This is a genomic window from Pseudomonas sp. 910_21, assembly GCF_052850735.1.
Genome location: NZ_VXCY01000006.1, coordinates 484,176 through 508,690 on the forward strand (window position 1 = coordinate 484,176; position 24,515 = coordinate 508,690).

Consider the following 24,515-nt stretch of genomic DNA (forward strand, 5'->3'; position numbering starts at 1 on the left):
CCACAGGACCTTGCCATGAGCCGCCCCAACGACCCGATCAAACAGGGCAAGGACGCACGCAAGCACTGCCCCCGCAACAGCCACAGCGCCCCCGGCCAGATCAAGCGCGACCCCCTGCCGCTGATCGAGGCCTCGAGCCAGGGCCGGGTCCAGTCCCTGGTGGCGCTGCGCTACGGCCGTATGCTGGTGTCGCCCTTCACTTTCTATCGCGGCAACGCTCTGCTCCAGGCCCATGACCTGGCCACCACCCCGGACATGGGCCTGCGCTCGACCATCTGCGGCGACTGCCACCTGATGAACTTCGGCGGCTTCGCCACGCCGGAGCGCAATCTGCTATTCAGCGTCAACGACTTCGACGAGGTCCACCCCGGCCCCTGGGAATGGGACCTGAAGCGCCTGGTGGCCAGTTTCCTGATTGCCGCCCGGGACCTGCGCCATGGTGCAGCGGTGGAGGAAAGCGTCTGCCGCGAGCTGGTGGGGGCCTATCAACGGAGCATGGCCACCTGCGCCGAGCAAAGCGCCCTGGAGATCTGGTACGACGCCCTGACCTACGAAGACCTGCTGCATCAGGCCCGGGCCAACAGCACCACCCTGGAGCACGTGCAACGGGCCATGGACAAGGCCGAGCGCCGCACCCACGCCCATCTGCTGCCCAAGATCAGCGAGCGCGATGCCCAGGGGCGCTTGCTGATCCGCGACGATCTGCCGGAGATCTTCCACCTGCACAACACCACCAGTCTGCTGGACCCGGACGACGACTGGATGCGCCTGGAAGACTGGCGACCGCTGTACGACACCTTCATGGCCGACTATCGCGGCACCTTGCAGGCCGACCGGCGTAACCTGCTGGCGCGCTTCACCCCCTGCGACCTGGCCTTCAAAGTGGTGGGCGTGGGCAGCGTCGGCACCCGCTGCCTGGTGGCGCTGCTCACCGACAACCAGCAGCGACCGCTGTTCCTGCAGTTCAAGGAAGCCCGCCGCTCGGTGCTTGCCGACTATGTGCGGGTGCGCTCGCGACCGCGGCACAACGGCCAGCGGGTGGTGGAAGGCCAGCGCCTGATGCAGTCCGCCAGCGACCTGTTCCTGGGCTGGACCACCGGCCCCAACGGCCGCCATTTCTATGTGCGCCAACTGCGGGACATGAAAGTGTCGGCAGAGCTGGAAACCTTCGACGCCGAAACCTTCGCCGCCTACGCGCGGATCTGTGGCCGGGCCCTGGCCCGGGCCCACGCCAAGGCCTCGGGGCAAGCGGCACTGATCAGCGGCTACATCGGCAAGAGCCAGACCCTGGCCGAGGCGCTGTGGCACTACGCCCAGGCCTATGCCACGCAGAACGAACGGGACTTCGAGCGCTTCCAGCAGGCCTGCCGCAAGGGACGCTTGCAGGCCCGCTCGGAGGCGGATTTCGCCGCCGACCATCTGCCCTGAAACCCGGCCTCAGGTAATGGAACGGCTGGCCTGGGACTGTTCGGCGCAGAGCTTCACCCAGGCGTCGCTGTCCAGGGGCGGACTCAGGTGCGGCCCCTGGGCCTCATCGCACTGAATGTCATGCAGCGCCTTGATTTGCTCCGGGGTTTCCACGCCTTCGGCAATCACCTTCAGATTCAGGGCATGCCCCAGGTCGACGATGGCCTGGACGATCGAGCGCCCGGCCTGATTGCCGCCCAGTCCCGCCACCAGGCTGCTGTCGATCTTCAGGCCGTCCAGGGGAAAGGTCCGCAGGTACTGCAACGCCGAGTAGCCGCTGCCGAAATCGTCCATCAGCAGCTGCACCCCGAGGGACTTGAGCCCCTGCATGATCTCCAGCACCTGGCGACCGTCATCCAGCAATGCCTTGTCGGTCATTTCCAGCACCAGACGCGAGGGCGTCAGTCCGCTCTGGCCAAGCACGGTCCTGATTCTGGCCACCAGTTGCCCGCGCTGGAACTCGGTGGCCGACAGGTTGACCGCCAGCAGCAGGCGCTCGGGCCAGGCCCGGGCCGCGCGGCAAGCGGCGTGCAGCACCCAGTTGCTCAATGGCAGGATCAGCCCGGTGTCCTCGGCGATCGGCGTGAACACCTCGGGACCCAGCAGCCCACGCTGGGGATGCTGCCAGCGCACCACCGCCTCGGCCCCCACCAGTTGCCCGTCCGCCAGCCGATAGCGCGGCTGGAACTGCAACAGCAACTGATCCTGTTCAATGGCGTGGCGCAGGTCGCGCTCCAGGCCGCGGCGCTCGATGATCCGCACATTCATGTCGCTGGCATAGAAACGCCAGGTACTGCGCCCCGCCGCCTTGGCCTCATACAGGGCGATGTCGGCAAAACGCAGCAGCTCCTCCGCCAGGCTGGCATCAACCGGTGCCCGGGCAATGCCGATGCTGGCGCTGATGAAGACTTCATGCTCGGCAATGTAGAACGGCTCTTCGATCCGCCCGATCAGGCGCCGGCACAGGCCTTCGATCTCGGTTCGGGCGACCTGCCCCGGGACCACCAGGACAAACTCGTCGCCCCCGACCCGGGCCACCAGATCCTCCCCCCGCAGGCATTGGGCCAGGCGCTGGGACACCTCATGCAGCACCTGATCGCCCGCCGCATGCCCCAGCAAGTCGTTCACCGGCTTGAAGCGATCGAGGTCGACGCTGAGCATCAGCAAGGGCTCCTGCAAGGTCGGCAGGGCCAACAGCTTGCCTTCGAGAAACTCCTGCATGCGCGTACGGTTGGCCAGCCCGGTGAGGGCATCGTGCTGGGACAGGTACTCGATGCGGCGCCTTGCGGCGACCTCCTCGGTGATGTCGCTGGCGGTGCCCCGGAACCCCCCGGCGGCCATGGCCCGCACCGAAAGGCGACAGATCCGCGGCTGCCGGTGGCCATCCAGGTAGGCGCATTGCACGATTGCCTGGGAGCGCCGTTCCGGGGCCGCCAGCCAGTTGCGCAGTGACCCCTGCTCGGAGCTCAGCAGCTCATTCATCGGCCGCCCCAGCGCGGCTTCCCGGGGCAGCCCGGTGACCGCCTCGAAACGCTCGGACAGGTAAGTGAAACGCAACTGCGGGTCCACCTCCCAGATCCAGTCGGACGCCGCTTCGGCGACATCGCGAAAGCGTTCCTCACTGGCCTGCAAGGCGCTGCGACTGAGCCGCAGGGCCTGGACCTGATCGTCCATGACCCGGGCCGCCGCCCCGGCCCGGCGCAACAGGAAGCCGGCCATGATGCCCGCCAGCACGCCCGCCAGCAGCAGCAACGGCATCACCAGCACCAGCAACTGATGCCCCGGGCGCGTCGGTTGCCATTGCAGGATTCCGGCGCCATCGGGCAGGGTCAGGGACGGCAGTACAACGGCCTGTCCGGCGCCGGCCACCTGCAACTGTTCGATGCCCAGCCCCTGGCCCAGGGCCTGCAGCCGCGACGGGTCCAGGCGCGCAACAAAGATCAGCACCGACTGCGGCCCGCTGTCGGCGCGCACTTGCGGGTCATTGCCCGGGCTCAACAGGTCGGCGACCACCAGCGCCGGCGTCCCGGCGATGGAGTGGTAATGACTGATGGCCTTGCCGCCGGCCGCCCGGCGCACCTCGTCCACCAGAGGCGCCAACTGCTCCCCCAGCCAATCCCGGGCATCCATCGACTCCAATCGCCCAGCCACCAGCGAATACACGGTTAAACCTGCCGGATTGATCACGAACACGCCGTCAAAACCCAGATCGTGGTACAGGGTCGGACCGAAGTTCTGCCGGGTGAAGGCCCAGTCGAGGTCGACCTGCAGGTGCAGGTGCTGGTAGGCGTCGCCCCACAGGGCATAGTCCTTGAGCGTGGTGCGGGCGTTGCTGTCCAGCGATTGCAGCGCCTTGTCGATATCCAGACGGTTGTGCTGTTCGGCGGCAAGGTTCTGGTCGAGGGCGATGTATACCAGCAGCACGCCGGTGAAGAGGAACAGCGCCAGCAGCAGCCCCGAGCATCCCAGCAGGGTGGCACGGGTCAGCGCCTGATTGGAGGTGCTGCGCCCTTGAGAAGGATCGAGACCGGGATTTTCCATATTGCTCCAGGCGCCATGGCGACAAACTGACCGATGAGGCCCTGCCCCACGCAGTCCTTGACGAAGCTCGCGCTTGCCTATTGACGATAGACAGTATTTTCCCGCCGGGCCTGAAAAAGCCCGGTGCCGGAGGGCTGCGGGTGTATTGAGGGGGATGGGTGAGAGATTGGGAGCAGGTGCGGTGCTGGCGCTGACGGCCACCGCGAGCGAGCGATCCGACCACCCGCGCCCCCCAATCGCGGCCGGGATCAGTCCCGGAGCGCGCTTGGCGTCACAGGCGGCAATTGCTCCACCCGGTGATAGATGCTCAGGCCCAGTCGCTGGCCGATCTGCACCATGGCATCGCAGCCCGCCGAGGCCCCGCCAATGCGCAGTACCGCATCGCAGCGTTCCAGCAGGCGTTCGGCATAGGTGTGGAACTGCGCGTTGTAGACCTCATCGCCCACCGCCTGGGACCCCGCCAGCCGGGTCATGGGCAATGCCACCCACTCCCCCAGCACCGGGAAATGCCCTGCCGCCAGCACCTGGGCGGCGCAGCGTTCCATGGCCTCGACATTGCGCGCCAGCAGCGCCGGGTCGTCGCCGGTGCCGGAGCGGTAAGGACCGGCCACCAGCACCATCAGGCTGCGGGGCTTGAGCACATGCAGCTGCAGGTACTGCAGGAGCATGATGGTCTTGCCGTCGGCGATTTCGCCGCTGTCGATCATGCCCAGGGCCTGGTCGATATCCAGTTCCAGGACCTCGATGTCCTCGCCTTCGTGCTCCAGGCCGCCACCTTCATCGATGCGGTCTTGCGCCTGGTAATGGCCGATGAAGAAATGCACCCGTTCGGTCACCGAGCCCGGGCTCATGAAGGCGTCGAAAACCTTCTGCACCTCGCCCACCCGGCAACCGGTTTCCTCTTGCGCTTCCTGACGGATGCGCACCTCCGGGCTGGCGTTGTCCAACAGGCCGGCGGCGGTCTCGATCAGGTAGCCGCTGTGGTCGTTGACGAACGCCGGCATGCGGAACTGCCGGGTCAGCAGCACCGTGCGCCGCTCCAGGTTGTACAGCAGGATCGTCGCGCCATTACCGCGGTCATAGACCTCGCGCTCCTGGGCCTGCCAGCTGCCATCGCGGCGGCGCAGTTCGAAGCTGTATTTCTTCAGCACGTACCAGTTGTCGGAGAGGGTCTTTTCGGCGGTGATGCGGATCTTTTCCTCGCTCATGGCTGCTCCTGAGTGTGTAGGCCGGCGGGGCGAAACCCCGACAATTGTTCCAGCAACTGCGCGCGGTAGGCCGGGGTCAGGGCAAATCCGCCCGCCGCCTGGCGTATATGACCGTCCGCCAGGCGCGCGCGAAACCAGTCGCGGATAAAATCCGGGGCGTAGCCGCCAGTGCCGAAGCCCTTGGCGAAGGCGATCATGTCCTGATAGACCTCCAGGTAGGCCTCTTTGTTGGGCACCGGGTGGCGGTTCTGGTACAGCCAGAACTGCAGGTCGTACAGCAGGTGCGACAGCGGGTCGGCGTGCAACGCAAAGTAGCGCTTGTCCTGGACGATGCGCAGGGCGATCTGGCGGATCAGCGGCCCCAGGTCAGGCACGTCCGGGAAGTGCTCAAGCAGCTCCTTCAGCAGCGGCGAGAACGGCGCGCTGGCCACCGTGTCCAGGTCGTCGAGGTAATCCTGCTCGGAGGTGTCATACACCTCCCAGGACACCAAGCCGCGGACAAAGGCCTCGAAGTTCGGCGCCAGGACAGTCACCTCGTAGTCGCCCTCCTGGTCCACGTGCACCACCCGGGGTTCACCCTCGGGGCCGCACTCGCGGTAGTCCAGGGCGATCATGTCATGCCCGGCGGACGGGCAATCGCAGATGTACACCCCCAAGTCCGGGTAGCCCCATTCCTCGATCATGAAGCGGCTGCCCAGGCCACCGCCCAGGGAGTAGTCACCGTCGCAGCCGATGCTCAGGAAGCTGTCGATCGCGCAGTGGTCCTCGGCCCAGGAAGTACCCTGCTCCGTGGGAAAACAGCTGAGGTGCGGGCGGCCACCGTTGTAGCGATTCATGAAGGCCACATAGGACTGTGGCAGGCGATAGCCCAGTTGCGCCTGCAGCTCGGCGATCACTGCGGGGCTGGCGGCTGGCTGGTTGATCTTGCTGCTGGTGGCCCGGTCCCAGAACGTGTCCAGGTCGATATCGTGGGGAAAGTTGCTCATCCGATGCATCCGTTGCGGTTGAAAGTCGGCCTGGGCCGAAAGCGACCCAGGCTACCGCAATCTCCCGTCACAGCCACCAGCGCAGAAGAAAAAAGAAGCCCATGCTCAGCAGCATGCTGACCAGGGTATTGCGGGTGTAGATCACCAGCGCAATGGCCACCAGCGAACTCAGCAGGTAGGGGTTGTCCCAGTGCAGGTTCAACTGGTGATCGGGCATGAACACGATCGGCCCGCAGATCGCGGTGAGCATGCCCGGCACCGCGAAACCGAGGAACTGCCGGGCGTTACTGCTCAGGCGCAGCGGCAGGCGCGGCTCGAGAAACACGTAGCGATTGAGAAAGACCAACAGGCCCATGCCGAAGATGACTGCCCAGACCATCATGCTTGCCCCCGATACAGTTTGTTGCAGACAAAACCCGCGGCCATCCCTGCCAGGCCCGACAGCACCAGGGCCGAGCCCCACTGCCAGTAACTGAACAGCACCGAGCAGCACAACGACACCGCGACGCAGACCACGGTGGGCACATTGCGCACCAGCGGTGTGATCAGCGCGATGAAGGTGGCGGCGATGGAAAAGTCCAGGCCCAGGTGTTCCAGGCCAGGAATGCTCTTGCCCAGCACGATGCCCAGCAAGGTGAACAGGTTCCAGGCCACGTAGAAGGTCAGGCCCACGCCCAGGGCGTACCAGCGGTCGAACTGCTGCTTGTCGTGGGCACTGGTCAGGGCGAACAGCTCGTCGGTGAGCAAGAAGCCCAGGCCCACTCGCCAGCGCCCCGGCAACGGGGAAATCACCGAGCGCATGCTCATGCCGTAGAGCAGGTGCTGGGACGTGAGCAGCAAGGTGGTCAAGAGGATCGAGAAGATCCCCGCCCCGCCCTTGAGCATGCCGATGGCCACCAGTTGCGCGGCACCGGCGAAGACGATGCTCGACAGCCCCTGGCCCTGCAACGGGGTGAGATTGGCCTCGATGGCCATGGAACCGGCCAGCAGTCCCCAGGGCGCGGTGGCCAGGGACAGCGGCATGATGGCGATGGCGCCGCGAATAAAGGCGGCACGGGGTAAGAGAACGCTGGACATAAAACCCTGCACACAGATAACGGACGCTGACTGTGCCATCTGCCGGCGCCCCTGGCTTGAACGATCTTGCGCAATTGCCCACCGCCCCGTGCAGGAGCTGGCTCCTACGGGAAATAGGGTGGCGCAAACGACAGCGCCCCTCACGAAGGAGGGGCGCTGGCTGATGCTACAAGCGGATTACAGCTGGATCAGGTTGCTGATCTTCACGTCCGGATCGACGTCGGCTTCGTAGTCGACACCTTCGATCTCGAAACCGAACAGGCGCAGGAACTCTTGCTTGTAACCGACGAAATCGGTCATCTCGTAGAGGTTCTCGCTGGTCACCTGGTCCCACAGCTGCTTGACCCGGTCCTGGACCGCCGGTTGCAGCTCTTTGTAGTCGGCGCGCAGGCGGCCTTCCTGGTCGATCACCGGCTCGCTGTTGTACAGGCTGTCCTTGTACAGGCCGTAGACCTGTTCGATGCAACCTTCGTGGCTGCCCTGCTCTTTCATCACCTTGAACAGCAGCGACAGGTACAGCGGCATGATCGGGATCGCCGAGCTGGCCTGGGTGACCACGGCCTTGAGCACCGACACCCGGGCGTCGCCGCCCAGGTCGGCCAGTTGCTCACGCATGCCGATGACTTTGTGGTCCAGGTCCTTCTTGGCTTCGCCAATGGAACCGTTCCAGTAGATGTCGTGGGTCAGCTTCTCGCCCAGGTAGGTGAAGGCGGTGGTTTTCGCGCCTTCAGCCAGGACACCGGCTTCGTGCAGTGCGTCGATCCACATCTGCCAGTCTTCGCCGCCCATCACGGCCACGGTGCCGTCGATCTCTTCCTGGGTTGCCGGCTGCAGGGTGGTTTCCTTGACGATTTCCTTGTCGGTGTCGACACCGCGCAGGGTCACGGACTTGCCCAGAGGCTTGAGGGTCGAGCTCAGCACTTCACCGGTCTTGGGGTGGGTGCGGCGCGGAGCAGCCAGGCTGTAGACCACCAGGTCGATCTTGCCCAGGTCACGCTTGATGGTCTCGATGGTCTCGGCCTTGACCGCGTCGGAGAAGGCGTCGCCGTTGATGCTCTTGGCGTACAGGCCCTTTTCTTCGGCGAACTTGTGGAACGCCGCGGTGTTGTACCAGCCGGCGGTGCCCAGCTTGCCGTCAACGCTGCCGCGTTCGAAGAACACCCCGAGGGTGTTGGCGCCGCAACCGAAGGCTGCAGTGATCCGCGCGGCCAGGCCGTAGCCGGTGGAGGCGCCGAGGACCAGTACGTTCTTCGGCCCTGCGTCGATGGCGCCCTGCTGGGTGACGTAATCGATCTGCTGCTTGACGTTGGCTTCGCAACCCACCGGATGGGTCGTCACACAGATAAAGCCGCGAACGCGGGGTTTGATGACCATTTACAATCTCCCAATTTCAATGTGCCAGGCGCCGATAACGGCGGCGGCAGTGTCACTTGCTAAGTCGTAGACGCTCGCAATGGCTTCGCGTCACCAACCAATGGAATTTGCCCGGCAGGCCGGGGTCTTGCGCCAGTGCCGCGCCCTTCAGGCGGCCATCCAGGCGGCCAGGGCCGAGACTCTAGCAGTTGCACCGGCCGGCTTCAGCATCCGCCCGGCGAAATTTCTGCGGCCCTCTTGCCTCATCGCTGGCGGGCCGGGGCTGCTGCGGCCTCAAGGCATCATGTCCAGGGGCAACTGCGTGCCCTTGCTGCGCTCTTCGTACCAGCTCTGCACCACGTCCGGCAGGCTGTGCTTCCACTCCGGCTCGGTGGTGTAGTAGCGCACCCGTACTTCATCCTTGGGCCCCACCACCGCCAACAGCGCGACCCACAGCTGCCCCTGGGTTCCCCGCACGAAAATCGCCGCATTGGTATTGGCCAGCCCCTGCAGCCACATATCGGTAACCTCGGCGCCCTTGAGCTCGGCCGAGGTGTCCTGGGAGAACACCGAGCCGCTGTCGAGCAGGGTCTGGTAGTCCTTTTGCAGCAGCTTCCGGGCTCGCTGATCTTCCTCCTCGGTGCGCACCAGCGCGGTGGACAGCAAATCGTACTGGTTTTCCAGGATTTGCCGGGAGGCCACGTAGAGCCCGTCGTAATACACCCCCGAACCGGCACCGCAGGCATAGGAGTCGCCCTCCTGGGTCACCTGCAACAGACCGTTGCGCGGGGTGAAGCGCAGGTTGCAGCCCTCGACGCCGTAGCGGGCTTCGCCGCCCTTGAGCTGCAGCTTGCCCGCGAGCGCACCGGAATTGGCACCGCCCATGGCCGACAGGTCGAAGCTCAGACGATCTTCGCCGCTGCGCCGGATCACCAGCTCACCGCCGTAGAACGGGCTGACCGACACCCGCTGCCAGGTGCCCTGCCAGTTGAACGGGATATTCACATAGCGCAGCACCATCAGCCGGCTCAGATATTGGCTGCGCAGACAGCCCAGCTCGGCCTGGCACTGGTCGCGCTGTTTGAGCCATTCACGCTGGTTCAGGCGCAGCGTCTTGGGGTCCTTGGTTTCGGCCAGGGTGGCCGTCCAGGCCTTGCCCAGCCGGCTGTCCAGCCCGGCGGTATAGGGGTCGGCGCAGATGGCCTTTTCACTGGCACTGGCGGCCTTGGCGCAGTCGAAACTGCTGGCCTGGGCAGCGGTGGCACAGGCCAGGGCAGCCAACAGCAAGCCACTGGCCCGCAGTGGACGTACAAAGGGAGCGGACATGGGTCGATTCCATTCAAAAAAGGCTTTGCAAGAATACCTGCGTCGACTGCTCACTCACGAAGCCTTCATGAAAAAAATCCCTCTGCGCCCTCCTTCCCGGCCTCATGACCAGCCATACCAGCACTGTGACATCACCGACACTTGCAACAGCGCTGCGTTGCCCGATAATCAGCCACCGACTTGAGCCTCGACCCATGGACTGGAGAGCACGATGGCGTCCCCCCCGAACCCCCCAGGCCCCAACGGACCGTCGCAACTGCACTTCATCGAAAACAGCCCCTGGAAAGAGGCGCTGTTCACCACCTATGCCCTGAGCCTGACCTACTTCGAAAGCTACGTGCTGCCCCGACTGCGCGAAGCCGGCTGTGAAAAAGTCACCCTGCTGGTGGATATCCAGGGTTACCGCGGTTCGATGATGGAGTTACGGGCGCGGCATGTGGGCAAGGACTACGCCTTGATCCCGGTGCGGGTCCAGGACGGTATTTTCCACCCGAAGATCACCTACCTGCGCGGCGAGGAGCAAGACCTGCTGATGATCGGCAGCGGCAACCTGACCTTTGGTGGCCACGGGCGCAATGTCGAGGTGCTGGAAGTCCTCAGCGCCGGGGAGCAGCCGGGGGCCTTCGCCGACTTCGCCAACTTCCTGGAAAATCTCTGCACCCAGCCGCGCCTGCAGATCGCCGACGACAGCGCCCTCTTGCCCTTCATTCAACGGGCCCGGGCCCTCAGCCAGCAGTTTCATGATCAGGCTCCAGCGCAGCCGGTGGAATTGTTGCACTCCCTGGACACCGCCATCACCGAGCAATTGATCGAGCGCGCCGCAGGCCAGCGCTGGCACAGCCTACTGCTGCTTTCACCCTTCCACAGCCGCGATGCACAGTCCCTGGGCCATCTGCTCAAAACCTTGGGCATCCCTCGGCTCACCGTTGGAGTGCCGGGCAACGGCGTCTCCTCCTTTCCCCTGGAGCAGACCAGGGACTGGCCGGTGGAGATCGACTGGGTGACCCCCAGGGTCGACCACAACCAGCGTCGGCTGCACGCCAAATGGCTGGAGTTGCGCGGCGCCGGCAGCTGGACCCTGACCGGCAGCGTGAATGCCACCCGGACCTCCATGGACAGCACCGATAACGTGGAAGTGGCGGTGCTGCGCAAGCTCGAGCGCGCCACCGAAGAATGCTGGGAGCCCGTCGAGGCGCCGCACTTTGAAGCCGATGCCTTCGAGCGCCAGGACCAGGAGGCGGCCCTGTGCGTCTATGCCCGCCTCAACCAAGAGCAACAGCTGGAAGGCCGGCTGATCGGTCAGCCACCCCTGGCAGGAGAATGGCTGGCGACCCTGGAGTGCGCCGAAGAAGTCCTCGAAGTGGCGCCGCTGCAACTGACCGCCCAAGGCGGCTTCGTCTGGCCGCTGCAGCAGGCCCTGGACTCCAGACTGGACGAAGGGCTGCAACTGCGCTTGCAGCGCGAAACACAGAGTGCCCGTGGCTGGGTCTGCATCGACGCCTACCTGAGCATGCCCCTGCCGATTCGCAGCCTGTGCGGTGCCCTGGGCCGACTGCTGGGGGGCAACGAAGCCCAGGGCGATCTGCAGATTCTGCTCAACTGCCTGGTGGTGCATGCGCAAAAACTGCCTGAAGAGCCCGATGCGCCAATAAGCACTGAGCCCGCCACGACGCCACACCCTTCGCCTGACAACGAGCCAGCCGGCACTGAGCCGCCTGCGCCACAGCCGCCCCAGCGCCCTCGCCACTGGCTGCCGACCGTGGCCAAAGCCGCTGCCGGCCGCGACGGCAGTTGGGCGCTGCTCCAGGCCATCGCTGGCTTGCTGCACCACGCCAAACCCGGGCAAGAACCCGGGAGGCGCGGTGATGCAGCACCTATCATCGAACTGGACAGTGGTCGAGAAGACCGCGACAGCGACTTCGATCCGGCGTCGGACCCCAACCTCGAATCGCTGCCCTCTCCCAACCTGCTCAACGAGTTCAACCAGACCCTGCAGAGCCTGGTCAACCTGAAGGGCCTGAGCAGCCGCAAGAAAGCCCAGTTGCTGTATGTCTGGTGTCATGTCGCCCTGGACTTCTATTTACGTCGCCTGCACCTGCCGGCCAATGCCCGGGATTTTGCCCAGCGCTGGCTCAACTGCGTGGACCACGCCCAACTGGCCGCCGAAGATCGCCCGCTGGTGGACGAAGCGGTCTACGGCCTGGCCGCCACCCTGGCGCTGCCGGGCAGGCTGGCTTCCCCGGCAACCCTGGGGGCGCTGGACACCACCACGTTGCATGAGTACCTGGAGCGCTACGGCCAGGGGGCCGTGGACTTCGTCCAGGCCCGGCACCTGGCGCAACGCTGGTTCACCCAGGAAGCGGCGCAACAACTGGTGGACCATGGGGTCTGCGCAGCCCTGGCGGCCCTGGACGCGGTGCAGCAAACCAGCACCTTGCGGGCGCTACTCTGCAGCTACATCGAAGATCGTCAACAGGCCCGTCAGCAACGCCTGCCGGCGGACCGTTTCACCCCGCAAGAGATCATCGCGCTGCAACACATCCACTCCCCCCACAGCTCCCGGCCGGGTTACTACCGCGTCAACCATCGCACCATCAGCAGTTGCCCCAACACCCGCTGGTGCTACGCCCCGGTGGAGCGCGAAGCCCTTGCCCGCCTGAAGCAACGCCGCATCAACCACTGCCAGTATTGCCAGGCCCTGATGGTGTCACTCGAACCATGAACACATTGCCTCAACGCGCCTTTTTCGTATCCCCGTCCGTGCGTGAGAGCGGCGGCGTGGATTACCTCGGACTGCGACAAGCCAACCTGGAACTGATGGACCAGTTCATGCCGGGGATCAACAACCGCACCCAGTGGATTCGCCCGTATTCGGTGATGTGCTGGGCGGTGTGGATCTTCAATCGGCACCGCGAACCCTATTCGGGCGAGCTGCCCGTGGGTAAACGCTTCGAACGGTTCAGGGAAAAGATCGAGGTGCTGTTCGGCTGGAGCCATCAGTTGGTGGGTGAAGGTGCCTACATGGCCGGCAATGGCCAGTACAGCCCGCCCGGCAACGGACCTTTCACCCTGGACTTCAAGGCCTGGCATCGCGGCCCCAGCTGGTTCGATGCGGTGCAGTACGGCCCGTCGTTCAAGCCCGACACTGGCTTGGGCCTGGCCTGGCCGCAACCCGACGGCACTTACGCCGTCACCGAGGCTGGCGAAGCACTGGCCCGAGCCCTGGATCAAGGTTTGCGTACCCTGGCGTTCTATCCGTGGCTGACCTCGCTTGAGGACCGGCAGGGCAGCGTCGAACAGGCCAGCGCCGTGCATCTGCAGTGGGATCGCAATCGGCCGAGCGCCAAGGAAGCGCAGGTATTTCGCGATGAGTTCTACCCACCCGCGGGAATGGCGAAGAACCCCAGGGCCGGCCACCGAGAGTGCTCCATCGACCTGATCCGCGCCACGTTGCAGGTGCTGGGCAGCGAAACCAGCCTGCCGGCGCTGCGTCGGGCCATGGCGCTGCTGCCGATGTCCGACTTCCCGGCCGAGCAGGTGGCCGGGCTGGCCCCGACCCAGGCGCTGTGGCGGGTCCTGCAGTTGCGCCAAGCCCAGCGCCTGGCCTTTGAAAGCCTGTTCGGCTGGGTGGAACAGCATATCGCCCAGGGCCTGCACAGCAGTGAGGAACTGCGCGACCGACTGCTCTGCCTCGACGCCAGCCCACTGCAGGCCGACACCTCGGTACACGCCGCTCTGGAGCACTACCGTGCCTTGTCTGCGCAGGCAGCCAACTTGCTGGAGGCAGGGCTGCAGGTGGCCGAACTTGATCTGTTCGAGCGCATCGACAATCTGCAGGGGTACATCGACAACCACGACGAGCAAGCCGCCAGCGAGGCCTTGCAGTTGCTGTTTCTGGTGGCAGCCATCACCCAGGACCTCAGCGCCTGCCCCCAGCACAGCGCCTATCTGGACCAGGGCGGCCAGGCTCGGCTGTCGTTGCAGTACTGGGCTCGGTCACTGCAGCGCAAGCAGCAGATCAGCCTGGCGGAGCTGGTCCTCAACCTGATAGAGAACAACCTGCTGAGCCAGCACTTCGGCATCGCCGCCATCCGCATGACCGAGGCCAAGCCAAGGCTGCGCATCAGCCTCGAGGAACAAGGCCTGGTTTCCCTGTTGCCCGGTACCGACAACGCCTGGCGACCCGGGCTGACCGAAGACCGGCTGTACTCGACCCTGGCCTTGATGACGGAAAGTCGGCTGCTGCGCCGACGTTGGTGTGAAGAGACGAAAACCCTGTTCTATCAGTGTGCCGACCAATGACGACCGATTTTCTCTGGCGACGCCTTTCAGAGGGGCGTACTAAGCTCTGCTCATTTGTCTGTTCAAGGATCGCGATGAACTGGGTTCTGGGTGTCATGCTGTCCCTGTTGAGCCTCGCCGCCATGGCAGAGCTGCGCATGCTGACCGACAATCATCCGCCGCTGCACTTTCAGCAGGGCCAGCACATGACGGGCTTCGCTGTGGAGGTGGTGCAAGCCCTGGCGCAACGCACCGGCGATCCGGTGCAGGTGCAGCAACGGCCGATGTTGCGCGCCTTGCGCGATGCCAGCGAGGCCGAAGACACCGCGGTGTTTACCATTTTGCGCACGGCCGAGCGCGAGTCGCGCTATCAGTGGGTGGGGCCGCTGATGCAGACCGAAACCGCGCTTTACGCCCGCACTAGCGACCACAGCGCAGTCACCGACCTGCACCAGACCCGGGGACAGATTGCCGTACCGCGCAAGTGGCTGGTCTACAGCTACCTCAAGCAACAGGGGCTGGACAACCTGTGGGGCGTGGACAGCCCGGAGATCATGATTCGCCTGCTGCAGGTGGGACGGGTGCAATACCTGGTGGCCGACACCATGAGCGTCAGCACCTTTGCCGCCGAAGCGGGCCTGCCGTTCGATCAGTTGAGCTACCAGATGCCGCTGATGCGCCAGGACGCCTATATCGCCTTTTCCCCTAAAGTCGACGCCGCCCAGGTAGCCCGCTGGCAGCGGGCCCTGGACGCGATGAAACGCGATGGCAGCCTGCAACGGCTCAAACAGCGCTGGCATATCGACCGCAGCGCCCCATCAATGAATTGAGTCGCCCATGACAAGCCTTCTCCCATGGCTGCCCATGCCCCATCAGCCAGCACTCGACTGCCCGCAGTGCGGGGCCCTGGCCCTGCACGATTACCTGCTGTCTACGGAGCGCGACCCGGGTGGATATCCCTGGCGCAGCTTCCTGCTGCATATCCCGTCACGGTTCAGGCGCCGCAAGGCCCGGCCGCTCCTGACCCGCCTGCTCAAGCGACAGCTGACGACGGCCTCAAGATAGAATTTGCTGACTCGTGAACGGCAGTAAATCTCGTCCGCCGCGGCGAGTTTCGCTACTATGACGAGCCTATTTCTGTCTTTGCCGACCCGCCAATCCGGAGCCCCAATGCCCAGTCCCAAGGACCTCGCCACTGACAGCAACGCCCCGATGATTCCGGAACAGCGCCGTGAGCAGATCCTGCGCCAGTTGCGCAAGCATCAGGTACTCAGCGTGCATCAGCTGATGGAGATGTTCGACTGCTCGCACATGACGGTGCGTCGCGATATCGCCCTGCTGGAACAGGAAGGCCGGGCCTATTCGGTCACCGGCGGCGTGCGCATCGCCAGTCAGTTGCACAGCGAGCCCAGCCATCAGTCCAAGGCCGTGGTGGAGCTGCCGCAGAAACAGGCCATGGCCAAACTGGCGGCGCGCCTGCTGCATGCGGACATGACGGTCTATCTGGATGCCGGCACCAGCACCCTGGAAATCGTGCCGTACATCAAGGCGCTGTCGGGCATGACCGTGGTGACCAACGATTTCGGCGTGGTCCAGGCGTTGCTGGACGCGCCCCAAGTGACGGTGATCCACACCGGTGGGCAGTTGGACCATTCCAACCATTCCTGCGTTGGCGGGCTGGCAGTGGCGACTCTGCGCCAAGTGGTGACGGACGTGGCCTTTATCTCCACCAGTTCCTGGGACCTGCGCCGCGGCATCACCACGCCGTCGGCGCTGAAGGTGGAGGTCAAGCAGGTAGCGATGCAGTCGGCGACCCAGGTGGTGCTGGTGGCCAGCAGCTCCAAGTACGGCACCTTCAGCATGTACAAGATCGCCGACCTGGAGCAGTTCGACATCATCATCAGCGACACCGCCCTGGCGCCGGCCGCAGCGGACGGGATTCGCAAGCACGGGGTGGAGTTGCTGCTGCCGGCTCAGTCCTGAGTCAGCGATAACCCCCAGCAGTCCGTGGCGAGGGAGCTTGCTCCCTCGCCATGCAGAGACCGCAGTGGCCGTTAGTGGGGTTTCTCGGTCTCGGCCATGAACTGCGCCAACTCCTTGGCATACAACCGGGCCATGCCGGTGGTGCCATGCCCGCGGGTTTCGGCGCTGGCGGGAATCAGCAGCAGGCGTGCATCTTTCACTTGCTTGAGCGCCGCTTGCAGAGTGCCGGTTTCCGGTGGGTTGCGCTCATCGTCCGCCGAGTTGATCACCAACACCGGCGCCTGGATCCTGCCCAGGCCCGGCGCGGCGTTGTAGTCCGCCGAAGACTGCCACTGGTAGATGAAGTCATTGGCATCGGCGGTCTGCGGCGCCTTGAGGCGTTCATCCACCAGTTTGTCGGCCTGGGCCCGGGTCGGCGCCAGGGCCTGATAAGCCAGGGTGCCGCCACTGGTGCCGGTGGCGAACAGGGCATTGGCCAGACGCAGGGACGGTGGCTGGACAACGTAGTTGCCCTGGTTCCAGGCCGGGTCCTGCTTGATCGACTCCACCAGCAAGCGGCGCATCATCCAGTTGCGCGACGCCATCTCGGTGGGCTGCGAAGCCATGGGCACCAGGGCGTCCATCATCTGCGGCCAGGTCTGGCCCCAGATCCAGGTCTGCATGCCGCCCATGGAGTTGCCGATGATCAGGCGCAGGTGCTTGACCCCCAGCCCCTCGGTGACCAACCGGTACTGGGCCTGGACCATGTCGTCGTAGTTGTACTGGGGGAAGCGGGTCCGCAGGCCGTCCGAGGGTTTGCTCGACTGGCCGACACCGATGCCGTCGGTGGCAATGATGTAGTACTTGCTGGCATCCAGGGGTTGTCCCGGGCCAAACAGCTCACCGCCAAAATCCTTGCTCAAGAGATCGCTGGCCGGCCGGTAAGTACCGTGCAGGTAAAGGATGGCCGGATGCTTCGGGTTGCCCAGGGTGATGTAGTGAAGCTTCAGGTTGGCGAGCTGTTCACCGTTGTGGAAGCTGAACTGCGGGGCGACCCAGTCGCCCTCAGTGGCCGTCGGCAGGCTGGCTGCCGCTGCCAGGGAGGCGCCACCCAGGGCAAGAATCAGGCCGAGCGCGGCCTTGCAGGCAAAACGCTGCATGGGGAATGTCCTTGTTTTTTATTGGAGAAAAGGCCCCTTGGCGCGCTCGGCGCAAAGGGGCCGCACAGGCTTAGCGCGCCTGCCAGTCCCGCAGCCATTGCAGGCCGGCGGAGGTGTCGCCACGGGGGCGGTATTCGCAACCGACCCAGCCGTCGTAGCCGAGCTCGTCCATCAATTGGAACAGGTACGGATAGTTCAACTCCCCCAGGTCCGGCTCGTGACGATCCGGCACCCCGGCGATCTGGATATGGCCGATGCCCGCCAGGTCCCGACGCAGCTTCACCGCCAGGTCGCCCTCAACGATCTGGCAGTGATAGCAGTCGAACTGCACCTTGAGGTTGGCGGCGCCGACTTCCTTGCAGATGGCCTGGGCCTGGTCCTGGCGGTTGAGGAAGAACCCCGGCATGTCCCGGGTGTTGATCGGCTCCAGCAGCACGGTGATCCCGGCCTTGGCCGCCTGGGCCGTGGCATGGGCCAGGTTCTCCAGGTACACCGCGTGATGACGGGCGCGGTCGCTTTCCGAGGGCAGCAGGCCGGCCATCACGTGAATCCGTGAGTTGCCCAGCACCGCGGCGTATTCCAGGGCCTGTTCGAACCCCTGGCGGAACTCCTGCTCGCGCCCGGGCAGGGAAACGATGCCCCGCTCCCCCGCCGCCCAGTCACCCGGGGGCGCGTTGAACAGCGCTTGCTGCAGGCCGTGGTCGTCCAGGCGCTGCTTGAGCACCTGGGGGCTGTAGTCGTAGGGAAACAGGTACTCCACCGCGCTGAAACCGTCGGCCGCCGCGGCGGCGAAACGCTCGAGGAAGTCGTGTTGCGGGTAGAGCATGCTGAGGTTGGCAGCAAAACGAGGCATGTGAACTCCTAGAATCCAAGGTCAGACAAACGGCCAGATCAGCAGGGTAATACAGAACCCCAGGGTGCCGAGCAAGGTGGTGATCACGGTCCAGGTGCGCAGGCCGTCCGCCACGTTGAGCCCGGCCAGCTTGGTGAAGATCCAGTACCCGGCATCGTTGATATGGGACATCGCCAGCCCGCCACCGCCCATGGCCAGGCACAGCAGGGCCATGTGGTTGGGGCTCAGGTTGAGGGTGGCGATCAGCGGCGCGATGATGCCGGCCGTGGTCACCAGGGCCACGGTGGTGGAGCCCTGCACGGCGCGCAGCAGCATGGTCAGCAGAAAGCCCAGGGCCAGTACCGGCAGGCCGGTGGTGCGCAGCATGTCGGAGACCACGGCACCGATCCCGGTGTCCACCAGGACCTTGCCGAACACCCCGCCGGCACCGGCGATCAGGATCACCATGGCCACCCCGGGCAACGCCGAGCCGATCACGTCGGAGACCTGGCTGCGGCTCCAGCCGCGGCGCGAGCCCAGCAGCCAGGCACAGAGCAAGGTGTCCAGCAGCAGCGCCACCAGCGGCGCGCCCAGCACGGTCAACACGCCGCGCAGGGTGGATTCCAGTGGCAGCAAGGACGTGGCCAGGGTGCCCAGCAGGATCAACACGATGGGCAGCAGGATCAGGCTGACGATCAGGCCGAAACCCGGTGGCGGCGCCGGCGGCAGTTTCGCCGCCAGGCTGCCGGTGGACTCTTCCAGGCCCATGTGCGCCACGGAGGCCACTGCCTGGGCGCTGGCCGGTTGTTCGGCGCCGTTGTTCCAGGCCGCCAGGTCTTCATTGGTGACGTGAGGACCGTAGACTTCAGCGCGGATATCGTCGGTCATCGGGTAGTTGCGTCGGGTCATGCGCCCGGCAACGCGATAGCCGACGTAGCACAGCAGCGCAGTGAGCGGCAGGCCGAACATCAGCACCCGCCCCAGGTCCGCGCCCAGTTGGCTGGCCGCCGCCACCGCACCCGGATGGGGCGGCAGGAAGGCGTGCACGGTGAGCAACGCGGCGCACATCGGCAAGGCGAACACCAGCAGCGGCTTGCGCGCACTGCGGGCCACGCCGTAGGCCAGGGGCATGAGGATGATCACCCCGACTTCGAAGAACACCGGCACGCCGATGATGAAGCCGGCCATGGTCAGGGCCAGGGGCGTACGGCGGTTGCCGAAGCGCTCGATCAGGGTCTTGGCCAGGGCCTCGGCGCCCCCGGACAGTTCGATGATGCGGCCGATCATGGCGCCCAGGGCGATGATGATGGCGATGTGGCCAAGGGTCTTGCCCATGCCGCCTTCGATAGTGGCCACCAGCTCCGCCGGTTTCACCCCGGCCACCAGGGCCACCAGGATGCTCACCAGCATCAGGGCGACAAAGGGCTGGAACTTGTACTTGAGCACCAGGAACAGCAACAGGGCGATGCCGGCCCCGGCAGTGATCATCAGAATCAGCGGGCTCATAGCGACAGCCCCCCACAAGGTTGCTGGCGTGTGTGGCACAGAGCGCTGGAACCCGTAAAGCCTATGCAGTCGTTCATCTCGGGATGTCCTGTTGTTATTGTTTTTTTACCGGCAAGCCGCTCCCCGCGAGAGCCCGATGGCGCTCCCGAGGGCCGCTTGCCATGAAGCCTTTTCAGTGATTACCAGGCGGCGCCGAAAGCGTCCCGCAGTTCGTCCAGGGCGTGTTGATCCAGGGGCTCCGGTCGCGGCTGGCTCATCAGCCACAGGCGCGCGGTTTCCTCCAGTTCTTCCAGGGCATAGCTGGCCTTGGACACGCTGCTTTCCCAGACCACCGGGCCCAGGCGTTCGAGCATCACTCCACGCACCCGGTTGGCCAGTTGCGCCACCTGCTCGGCGACCTTGGGCGAACCCGGACGCTGGTAGCCGATCAGTGGAATGTGCCCGACCTTCATCACCTGATACGGGGTCAGCGGCGGGAGGATGTCGTCGTCGTGCCAGACCCCGGCCAGGGTCAATGCCACCAGGTGAGTGGAATGGGTGTGCACCACCCCGCCCACGCCCGGATTGCGGTCATACACCTGGCGATGCAGGGCCAGGGTCTTGGACGGCTTGTCGCCGCTGACCCACTCCCCCGCCAGGTTGACCTTGGCGATGGCCGCCGGATCGAGGCGCCCGAGGCAGACATCGGTGGGGGTGATCAGCCAGCCATCGTCGAGTCGCGCACTGATGTTGCCGGCGCTGCCGACGGTGTAGCCCCGTTGATAGAGGCTGTGGCCGACGTCGCAGATTTCTTCGCGCAGGGCGTTTTCGCGGCTCATGGCTGACCTCCGGCCAGTTGGCGCAGGGCCTTGGCGAAGAAGTCGCGACCGCCGAAGTTGCCGGACTTCAGGGCCAGGGCCAGGGGCTCGCCGCCGCTGCTGACCGTGGCCGGCACCCCGGGATCGATCTGTGCACCGATCTGCAACAGCCGTACTCCCAAGGCCTTGACCACTGCCCCGGAGGTTTCGCCGCCGGCCACCACAAAGCGCCGCACGCCGTTGTCCCGCAGGCCCTGGGCAATCTCGCCCAGAGCGTTCTCCACCAGGGCACCGGCCCGCTCGACGCCCAATTGCCGCTGCACCGCCTTGACCTGCTCCGGGGTGCTGGTGGCGTAGATCAGCACGGTGTCCTGCTGCGCCTGGACAAAAGCCAGGGCCTGGGCCACCACGGGCTCCCCCGCCGCCAGGGCCAGGGGATCGATGCGCAGGGCCGGACGCTCGGCCTCAAGCCAGGCGTCCACCTGGGCATTGGTGGCCGCCGAGGCACTGCCGGCCAGCACCACTTCGCCACCGCCCACCGACGGCAGGCTCGCGGCATCCAGGTCCCGCAGCTTGCCGGCGCGGCGGAAGTTCTCCGGCAGGCCCAGGGCCAGCCCGGAACCACCGGTCAACAGCGGCAGGTCGGCACAGGCCGCGCCGAGGGTGTAGAGGTCGGCGTCGGACAGCGCATCGGCAATCGCCATGGCGACGCCCTTGCCCCGCAGTTCAGCGATCTTCGCCCGCACCGCGTCCACGCCCTGGGCCACGCTGTCATAGCGCAGCAGGCCCACCGGCAGTGCCGTCTGCGCCTGCAGCACCCGCACCAGGTTGGCGTCGGTCATGGGCGTCAGCGGGTGATGCTGCATGCCCGACTCGTTGAGCAACTGGTCCTGGACAAACAGGTGGCCGCGGAAAATCGTCCGGCCATTCTCGGGAAACGCCGGACAGGCCAAGGTGAAATCGCCACCCAGGGCCTTGAGCAGCGCTTCGCTGACCTGGCCGATATTGCCCGCCACCGTGGAGTCGAAGGTCGAGCAGTACTTGAAGAAAATCTGTTCGCAGCCCTGATCCCGCAGCCACTGCAGCGCCGCCAGGGATTCGGCCACCGCCTCGCCCACCGGAGTGGTGCGGGATTTCAGCGCGATCACCACCGCGTCGGCGTCCAGGCCGGCAGCCACCTCGGTGCTGGGAATGCCAATGCTCTGCACCGTGCGCATACCGCCGCGCACCAGCATGTTGGCCAGGTCGGTGGCGCCGGTGAAATCGTCGGCGATGCAGCCCAGTAGCGGGCGTGGATTGGAAGTCGTCATCACAGGCTCCTCAAACGGCATCGGGCTTGGCCACGGGCAGGTCGATGCCCGGGAAGATCTTGATCACCGCCGAGTCGTCCTCGCGGCCGAAACCGGAGCTGGAGGCCTGCATGAACATCTGGTGCGCGGTGGCCGACAGCGGCAGGGGGAATTTGCTGGCCCGGGCGGTATCCAGCACCAGGCCCAGGTCCTTGACGAAAATGTCCACCGCGGACAGTGGCGTGTAGTCGGCCTTGAGGATATGGGGCACGCGGTTCTCGAACATCCAGGAGTTGCCGGCGCTGTGGGTGATCACCTCGTACAGGGCGTCGGCATCCACCCCTTCGCGCAGGCCCAGGGCCATGGCTTCGGCGGAGGCGGCAATGTGCACCCCGGCCAGCAACTGGTTGATGATCTTGACCTTGGAGCCCAGCCCGTGGGCGTCACCCAGGCGGTAGACCTTGCCGGCCATGCCGCCGAGGATGGCTTCGGCCTTGGCGTAGGCGGCCGCCGGGCCGGAGGTCATCATGGTCATCTCGCCGGCGGCGGCCTTGGCCGCGCCCCCGGAGATCGGTGCATCCAGATAGAGCAGGCCCAGGGCCTCCAGGCGTTGCCCCAGGTCCACGGCGTAGGTCGGGGCCACGGTGGCGCAGCCGATCACCAGGCTGCCGGGGCGCAGTGCCGCTACCGCCCCGCCTTCGCCGAACAGCACGCTCTCGGTCTGCTCGGCGTTGACCACCACGGTGACGATCACATCGCATGCGCCCGCCAGTTGCGCCGCCGAGGCGCAAGCCACTCCGCCTTCGGCGGCAAACTGCTCGGTGACCGCTGCACGGACGTCGCAGGCGTGCACCTTGAAACCGCTGCGCAACAGCGAACGGGCGATGCCCAGGCCCATGGCGCCAAGACCGATGACACCGACATTGTTGTTATTCATGGGGGACTCCAGAAATAGACCAGGACTGTGCCGCGCCGGACAGGCGCCGGGCAAGAACCGGGCAGGACAGGGAAATCCGGATTGCAGGTCCGGCAAATGCAACACAGGCAGCGGCAACAGGCGCAGCGCCAGACGGCAAGCCCGGAAGGTGCAGGGCACCCTGGACAGGTGCCGAGAGAGGCAGGAGCGAATCGATCATCTTGGCCATCCTGTTGCTGTTGTTATCAGGTTGAGCTTTGGCTGTGAACGATCATCCACCAATGAACGGATTATGTGAAGAGATTTTTCAATCTAACATTTTTTAACATCGCCATTCCCAGCCCGCTGCGCACGGCCCGCGACCGCCACTGGTCGGAACATCGAGGTCCACCCGCCCTCGCCTGCTAAAACCTTTCACAGCCCTGATCTGGATCAGCATTGAGCGCTGGATCCTGATCGAGGCTCAGGACATGAAGATCGCTGACTGGCGGTAGCACCCTTCATCGCAACTCCGTTGACGCCCCCGCTGACGAGGGGCCCAATGGTCCGTCTCGTTATGCTTGGATAAGGATGATTCAACATGGCAAACATTGAAGTTTTATCGGGCGATTTCCTGCAGGGTGCCGGCGAGTACCGGCACGGCACCTTCAGGCTCAAGACCGTGCTCAACAGCGCCGGCGTCGAGATCAAGGCATCGGCCTTCAAGAGCCTGGAAATCGCGACTGAAAGTCCCATCGCCAACAAGGACGCGCTTGGCTATGGCATTGCCGGCGCCATGTTGCTGGGGCCAGTGGGCGCCATCGCCGGCTACCTGATGGCAGGCACGGAAAACGAAGTGACCTTCATCGGCACCTTCAAGGATGGGCGGCAACTGATGGCCGCCACTGACAGCAATACTTACAAGGATATATCCCGGCACTTGCTGAACTGATAATCCGCGAAATTATATTCAGTGCTCATGACGCCCCATCCGTCATGAGCACTTCTTCGTTATATCCCTTATATATTCTCCAGCCCCCGACACCTGAACTCATCCCTTAAGCTGAACCTCGCCTGAAACTTCATCACGGAACAGAGATTCAAGGCAATTTAGCCTTGACTCGATGGGCCCTCCTGAGTAAATTGCGCGGGCCGGGAAATCCGGCCTTTTTTCAACTCACTAAAGAAGCCAATGGACACAGTATCTAGACGCTGTCTGGTCACTGCCGCTGCGCAGAGCCAGGCACTTAACCCTGAAAATGACGGGACTCGACTCCGCGGTCGGGTAAGCTGCGCTAGGGCTTGACGCTCCAACGTAACTTGCCTCCCCGGAACCAGTCCGGTCGCGAGGCACAAGTTATGCACTTCACTTCCTCTGTAATGCCCGGTGTACGCGCCTTTGCCGCGACCATGCGGGTCAAGCTGTGCCGTGAGCCCAAGGCTCTCGCACGCTCGCCGTTCTCCTCTTCCTCACCCAACGCCGCCACCGCCCTGCGGGCCAATTGGCGCGTCTGCCCCATGACCGGCCAGCTGCAGCAACGCTGGAGTCTGGATGACAGCCAGGACCCGCAGAGTCGGGGCGCGGCCCTGCTCTTGCAGCAGGCCGGACTGATCTTCGGCCTGTACCTCGGGGCGCGCACTTACCCATAAGTCAACGGTCACTTTCCGTTGTTTTCACACAAACTTCCTACTTGGAAGTTTGACGGCGCCTTATTGCCTTCTAATTAATCAAACTTGCTGGAGAAAGTTATGGAAGAGGCCAGTAGTAGGTTCGCTGCCCATTCAACTTCATTGTTTGGGCAGCGAACGTTAAAACCTGAAAAACGCCAAGATCC

At 64.9% G+C, this 24,515-nt stretch carries 21 protein-coding genes; 8 read left to right on the forward strand and 13 right to left on the reverse strand.

Going from position 1 to position 24,515, the window contains the following annotated elements:
- Window positions 1-15: 15 nt before the first annotated feature.
- Window positions 16-1,428 (forward strand): DUF2252 domain-containing protein, encoded by a 1,413-nt coding sequence (locus FW796_RS21265; protein ID WP_446439958.1) that lies wholly within the window; start codon window positions 16-18, stop codon window positions 1,426-1,428.
- 9 nt (window positions 1,429-1,437) lie between these two features.
- Here FW796_RS21265 and FW796_RS21270 read toward each other — a convergent pair whose 3' ends face one another.
- From FW796_RS21270 to FW796_RS21300, 7 genes are all read right to left on the reverse strand, one after another.
- Window positions 1,438-4,008: a bifunctional diguanylate cyclase/phosphodiesterase gene (locus FW796_RS21270; protein ID WP_404939667.1), complete on the reverse strand. Its 2,571-nt coding sequence runs from the start codon at window positions 4,006-4,008 to the stop codon at window positions 1,438-1,440.
- A gap of 248 nt (window positions 4,009-4,256) precedes the next feature.
- Window positions 4,257-5,216 (reverse strand): GDP-mannose pyrophosphatase NudK, encoded by a 960-nt coding sequence (gene nudK, locus FW796_RS21275; protein ID WP_446439959.1) that lies wholly within the window; start codon window positions 5,214-5,216, stop codon window positions 4,257-4,259.
- Window positions 5,213-6,202 carry an SMI1/KNR4 family protein gene (locus FW796_RS21280; RefSeq protein WP_446439960.1) on the reverse strand — a complete coding sequence of 330 codons (990 nt, stop codon included), beginning with the start codon at window positions 6,200-6,202 and terminating at the stop codon, window positions 5,213-5,215. The genes nudK and FW796_RS21280 overlap by 4 nt, the downstream gene beginning before the upstream one ends.
- A 67-nt stretch (window positions 6,203-6,269) precedes the next feature.
- On the reverse strand, window positions 6,270-6,581 hold the full coding sequence (locus tag FW796_RS21285) for an AzlD domain-containing protein (RefSeq protein WP_346633056.1): 312 nt from the start codon (window positions 6,579-6,581) through the stop codon (window positions 6,270-6,272).
- The gene (locus tag FW796_RS21290) at window positions 6,581-7,279 is read right to left on the reverse strand and encodes an AzlC family ABC transporter permease (RefSeq protein ID WP_346632739.1); all 699 of its coding nucleotides are present in this window, start codon (window positions 7,277-7,279) and stop codon (window positions 6,581-6,583) included. Before FW796_RS21290 ends, FW796_RS21285 begins: the two co-directional genes overlap by 1 nt.
- A gap of 177 nt (window positions 7,280-7,456) precedes the next feature.
- The gene (gene fabV, locus FW796_RS21295) at window positions 7,457-8,653 is read right to left on the reverse strand and encodes an enoyl-ACP reductase FabV (protein ID WP_404939663.1); all 1,197 of its coding nucleotides are present in this window, start codon (window positions 8,651-8,653) and stop codon (window positions 7,457-7,459) included.
- Window positions 8,654-8,926: 273 nt separating this feature from the next.
- Window positions 8,927-9,958 carry a lysozyme inhibitor LprI family protein gene (locus tag FW796_RS21300; RefSeq protein WP_446439961.1) on the reverse strand — a complete coding sequence of 344 codons (1,032 nt, stop codon included), beginning with the start codon at window positions 9,956-9,958 and terminating at the stop codon, window positions 8,927-8,929.
- A gap of 211 nt (window positions 9,959-10,169) precedes the next feature.
- Here FW796_RS21300 and FW796_RS21305 point away from each other — a divergent pair, with 211 nt between their 5' ends.
- From FW796_RS21305 to FW796_RS21325, 5 genes are all read left to right on the forward strand, one after another.
- The gene (locus tag FW796_RS21305; protein ID WP_404939661.1) at window positions 10,170-12,680 is read left to right on the forward strand and encodes a hypothetical protein; all 2,511 of its coding nucleotides are present in this window, start codon (window positions 10,170-10,172) and stop codon (window positions 12,678-12,680) included.
- A complete protein-coding gene (locus FW796_RS21310; protein ID WP_446439962.1) occupies window positions 12,677-14,260 on the forward strand; it encodes a hypothetical protein in 1,584 nt (527 codons plus the stop codon). Before FW796_RS21305 ends, FW796_RS21310 begins: the two co-directional genes overlap by 4 nt.
- 74 nt (window positions 14,261-14,334) lie before the next feature.
- Window positions 14,335-15,069, forward strand: coding sequence for a substrate-binding periplasmic protein (locus FW796_RS21315; protein WP_404939657.1), 735 nt, complete (start codon window positions 14,335-14,337; stop codon window positions 15,067-15,069).
- A 7-nt stretch (window positions 15,070-15,076) separates the two neighbouring features.
- A complete protein-coding gene (locus tag FW796_RS21320; protein WP_446439963.1) occupies window positions 15,077-15,304 on the forward strand; it encodes a hypothetical protein in 228 nt (75 codons plus the stop codon).
- A gap of 105 nt (window positions 15,305-15,409) precedes the next feature.
- Window positions 15,410-16,222, forward strand: coding sequence for a DeoR/GlpR family DNA-binding transcription regulator (locus tag FW796_RS21325; RefSeq protein ID WP_404939653.1), 813 nt, complete (start codon window positions 15,410-15,412; stop codon window positions 16,220-16,222).
- A gap of 71 nt (window positions 16,223-16,293) precedes the next feature.
- Here FW796_RS21325 and FW796_RS21330 read toward each other — a convergent pair whose 3' ends face one another.
- From FW796_RS21330 to ltnD, 6 genes are all read right to left on the reverse strand, one after another.
- Window positions 16,294-17,361, reverse strand: a complete 1,068-nt coding sequence (locus FW796_RS21330; protein ID WP_404939651.1) for an alpha/beta fold hydrolase — start codon at window positions 17,359-17,361, stop codon at window positions 16,294-16,296.
- Window positions 17,362-17,431: 70 nt separating this feature from the next.
- Window positions 17,432-18,214 (reverse strand): 2-oxo-tetronate isomerase, encoded by a 783-nt coding sequence (gene otnI / locus FW796_RS21335; protein ID WP_404939649.1) that lies wholly within the window; start codon window positions 18,212-18,214, stop codon window positions 17,432-17,434.
- A 21-nt stretch (window positions 18,215-18,235) separates the two neighbouring features.
- Window positions 18,236-19,699, reverse strand: coding sequence for a GntT/GntP/DsdX family permease (locus FW796_RS21340; protein WP_446439964.1), 1,464 nt, complete (start codon window positions 19,697-19,699; stop codon window positions 18,236-18,238).
- Between the two features lie 179 nt (window positions 19,700-19,878).
- A complete protein-coding gene (gene otnC / locus FW796_RS21345) occupies window positions 19,879-20,517 on the reverse strand; it encodes a 3-oxo-tetronate 4-phosphate decarboxylase (RefSeq protein ID WP_446439965.1) in 639 nt (212 codons plus the stop codon).
- Window positions 20,514-21,806, reverse strand: coding sequence for a 3-oxo-tetronate kinase (gene otnK / locus FW796_RS21350; protein ID WP_446439966.1), 1,293 nt, complete (start codon window positions 21,804-21,806; stop codon window positions 20,514-20,516). The genes otnC and otnK overlap by 4 nt, the downstream gene beginning before the upstream one ends.
- A 10-nt stretch (window positions 21,807-21,816) precedes the next feature.
- A complete protein-coding gene (gene ltnD, locus FW796_RS21355; protein ID WP_446439967.1) occupies window positions 21,817-22,722 on the reverse strand; it encodes an L-threonate dehydrogenase in 906 nt (301 codons plus the stop codon).
- Between the two features lie 559 nt (window positions 22,723-23,281).
- On the opposite strand from ltnD, the gene FW796_RS21360 reads away from it, so the two are divergent.
- Both FW796_RS21360 and FW796_RS21365 read left to right on the forward strand, forming a co-directional pair.
- Window positions 23,282-23,632: a hypothetical protein gene (locus FW796_RS21360; protein ID WP_346632726.1), complete on the forward strand. Its 351-nt coding sequence runs from the start codon at window positions 23,282-23,284 to the stop codon at window positions 23,630-23,632.
- A gap of 407 nt (window positions 23,633-24,039) precedes the next feature.
- Window positions 24,040-24,330, forward strand: coding sequence for a hypothetical protein (locus tag FW796_RS21365; RefSeq protein ID WP_346632725.1), 291 nt, complete (start codon window positions 24,040-24,042; stop codon window positions 24,328-24,330).
- Window positions 24,331-24,515: the final 185 nt, after the last annotated feature.

Excerpts from the sequence above, each read along its gene's own strand:
- nudK (WP_446439959.1), bottom strand. The coding sequence starts at position 5,216 with ATGAGCGAGGAAAAGATCCGCATCACCGCCGAAAAGACCCTCTCCGAC.
- FW796_RS21305 (WP_404939661.1), top strand. The coding sequence starts at position 10,170 with ATGGCGTCCCCCCCGAACCCCCCAGGCCCCAACGGACCGTCGCAACTG.
- ltnD (WP_446439967.1), bottom strand. The coding sequence starts at position 22,722 with ATGAATAACAACAATGTCGGTGTCATCGGTCTTGGCGCCATGGGCCTG.
- FW796_RS21310 (WP_446439962.1), top strand. The coding sequence starts at position 12,677 with ATGAACACATTGCCTCAACGCGCCTTTTTCGTATCCCCGTCCGTGCGT.
- FW796_RS21270 (WP_404939667.1), bottom strand. The coding sequence starts at position 4,008 with ATGGAAAATCCCGGTCTCGATCCTTCTCAAGGGCGCAGCACCTCCAAT.
- FW796_RS21280 (WP_446439960.1), bottom strand. The coding sequence starts at position 6,202 with ATGAGCAACTTTCCCCACGATATCGACCTGGACACGTTCTGGGACCGG.
- FW796_RS21265 (WP_446439958.1), top strand. The coding sequence starts at position 16 with ATGAGCCGCCCCAACGACCCGATCAAACAGGGCAAGGACGCACGCAAG.
- FW796_RS21365 (WP_346632725.1), top strand. The coding sequence starts at position 24,040 with ATGCACTTCACTTCCTCTGTAATGCCCGGTGTACGCGCCTTTGCCGCG.
- otnI (WP_404939649.1), bottom strand. The coding sequence starts at position 18,214 with ATGCCTCGTTTTGCTGCCAACCTCAGCATGCTCTACCCGCAACACGAC.
- FW796_RS21340 (WP_446439964.1), bottom strand. The coding sequence starts at position 19,699 with ATGAGCCCGCTGATTCTGATGATCACTGCCGGGGCCGGCATCGCCCTG.
- otnK (WP_446439966.1), bottom strand. The coding sequence starts at position 21,806 with ATGACGACTTCCAATCCACGCCCGCTACTGGGCTGCATCGCCGACGAT.
- FW796_RS21320 (WP_446439963.1), top strand. The coding sequence starts at position 15,077 with ATGACAAGCCTTCTCCCATGGCTGCCCATGCCCCATCAGCCAGCACTC.
- FW796_RS21300 (WP_446439961.1), bottom strand. The coding sequence starts at position 9,958 with ATGTCCGCTCCCTTTGTACGTCCACTGCGGGCCAGTGGCTTGCTGTTG.
- otnC (WP_446439965.1), bottom strand. The coding sequence starts at position 20,517 with ATGAGCCGCGAAAACGCCCTGCGCGAAGAAATCTGCGACGTCGGCCAC.
- FW796_RS21330 (WP_404939651.1), bottom strand. The coding sequence starts at position 17,361 with ATGCAGCGTTTTGCCTGCAAGGCCGCGCTCGGCCTGATTCTTGCCCTG.
- FW796_RS21315 (WP_404939657.1), top strand. The coding sequence starts at position 14,335 with ATGAACTGGGTTCTGGGTGTCATGCTGTCCCTGTTGAGCCTCGCCGCC.
- FW796_RS21325 (WP_404939653.1), top strand. The coding sequence starts at position 15,410 with ATGCCCAGTCCCAAGGACCTCGCCACTGACAGCAACGCCCCGATGATT.
- FW796_RS21360 (WP_346632726.1), top strand. The coding sequence starts at position 23,282 with ATGGCAAACATTGAAGTTTTATCGGGCGATTTCCTGCAGGGTGCCGGC.
- fabV (WP_404939663.1), bottom strand. The coding sequence starts at position 8,653 with ATGGTCATCAAACCCCGCGTTCGCGGCTTTATCTGTGTGACGACCCAT.
- FW796_RS21290 (WP_346632739.1), bottom strand. The coding sequence starts at position 7,279 with ATGTCCAGCGTTCTCTTACCCCGTGCCGCCTTTATTCGCGGCGCCATC.
- FW796_RS21285 (WP_346633056.1), bottom strand. The coding sequence starts at position 6,581 with ATGGTCTGGGCAGTCATCTTCGGCATGGGCCTGTTGGTCTTTCTCAAT.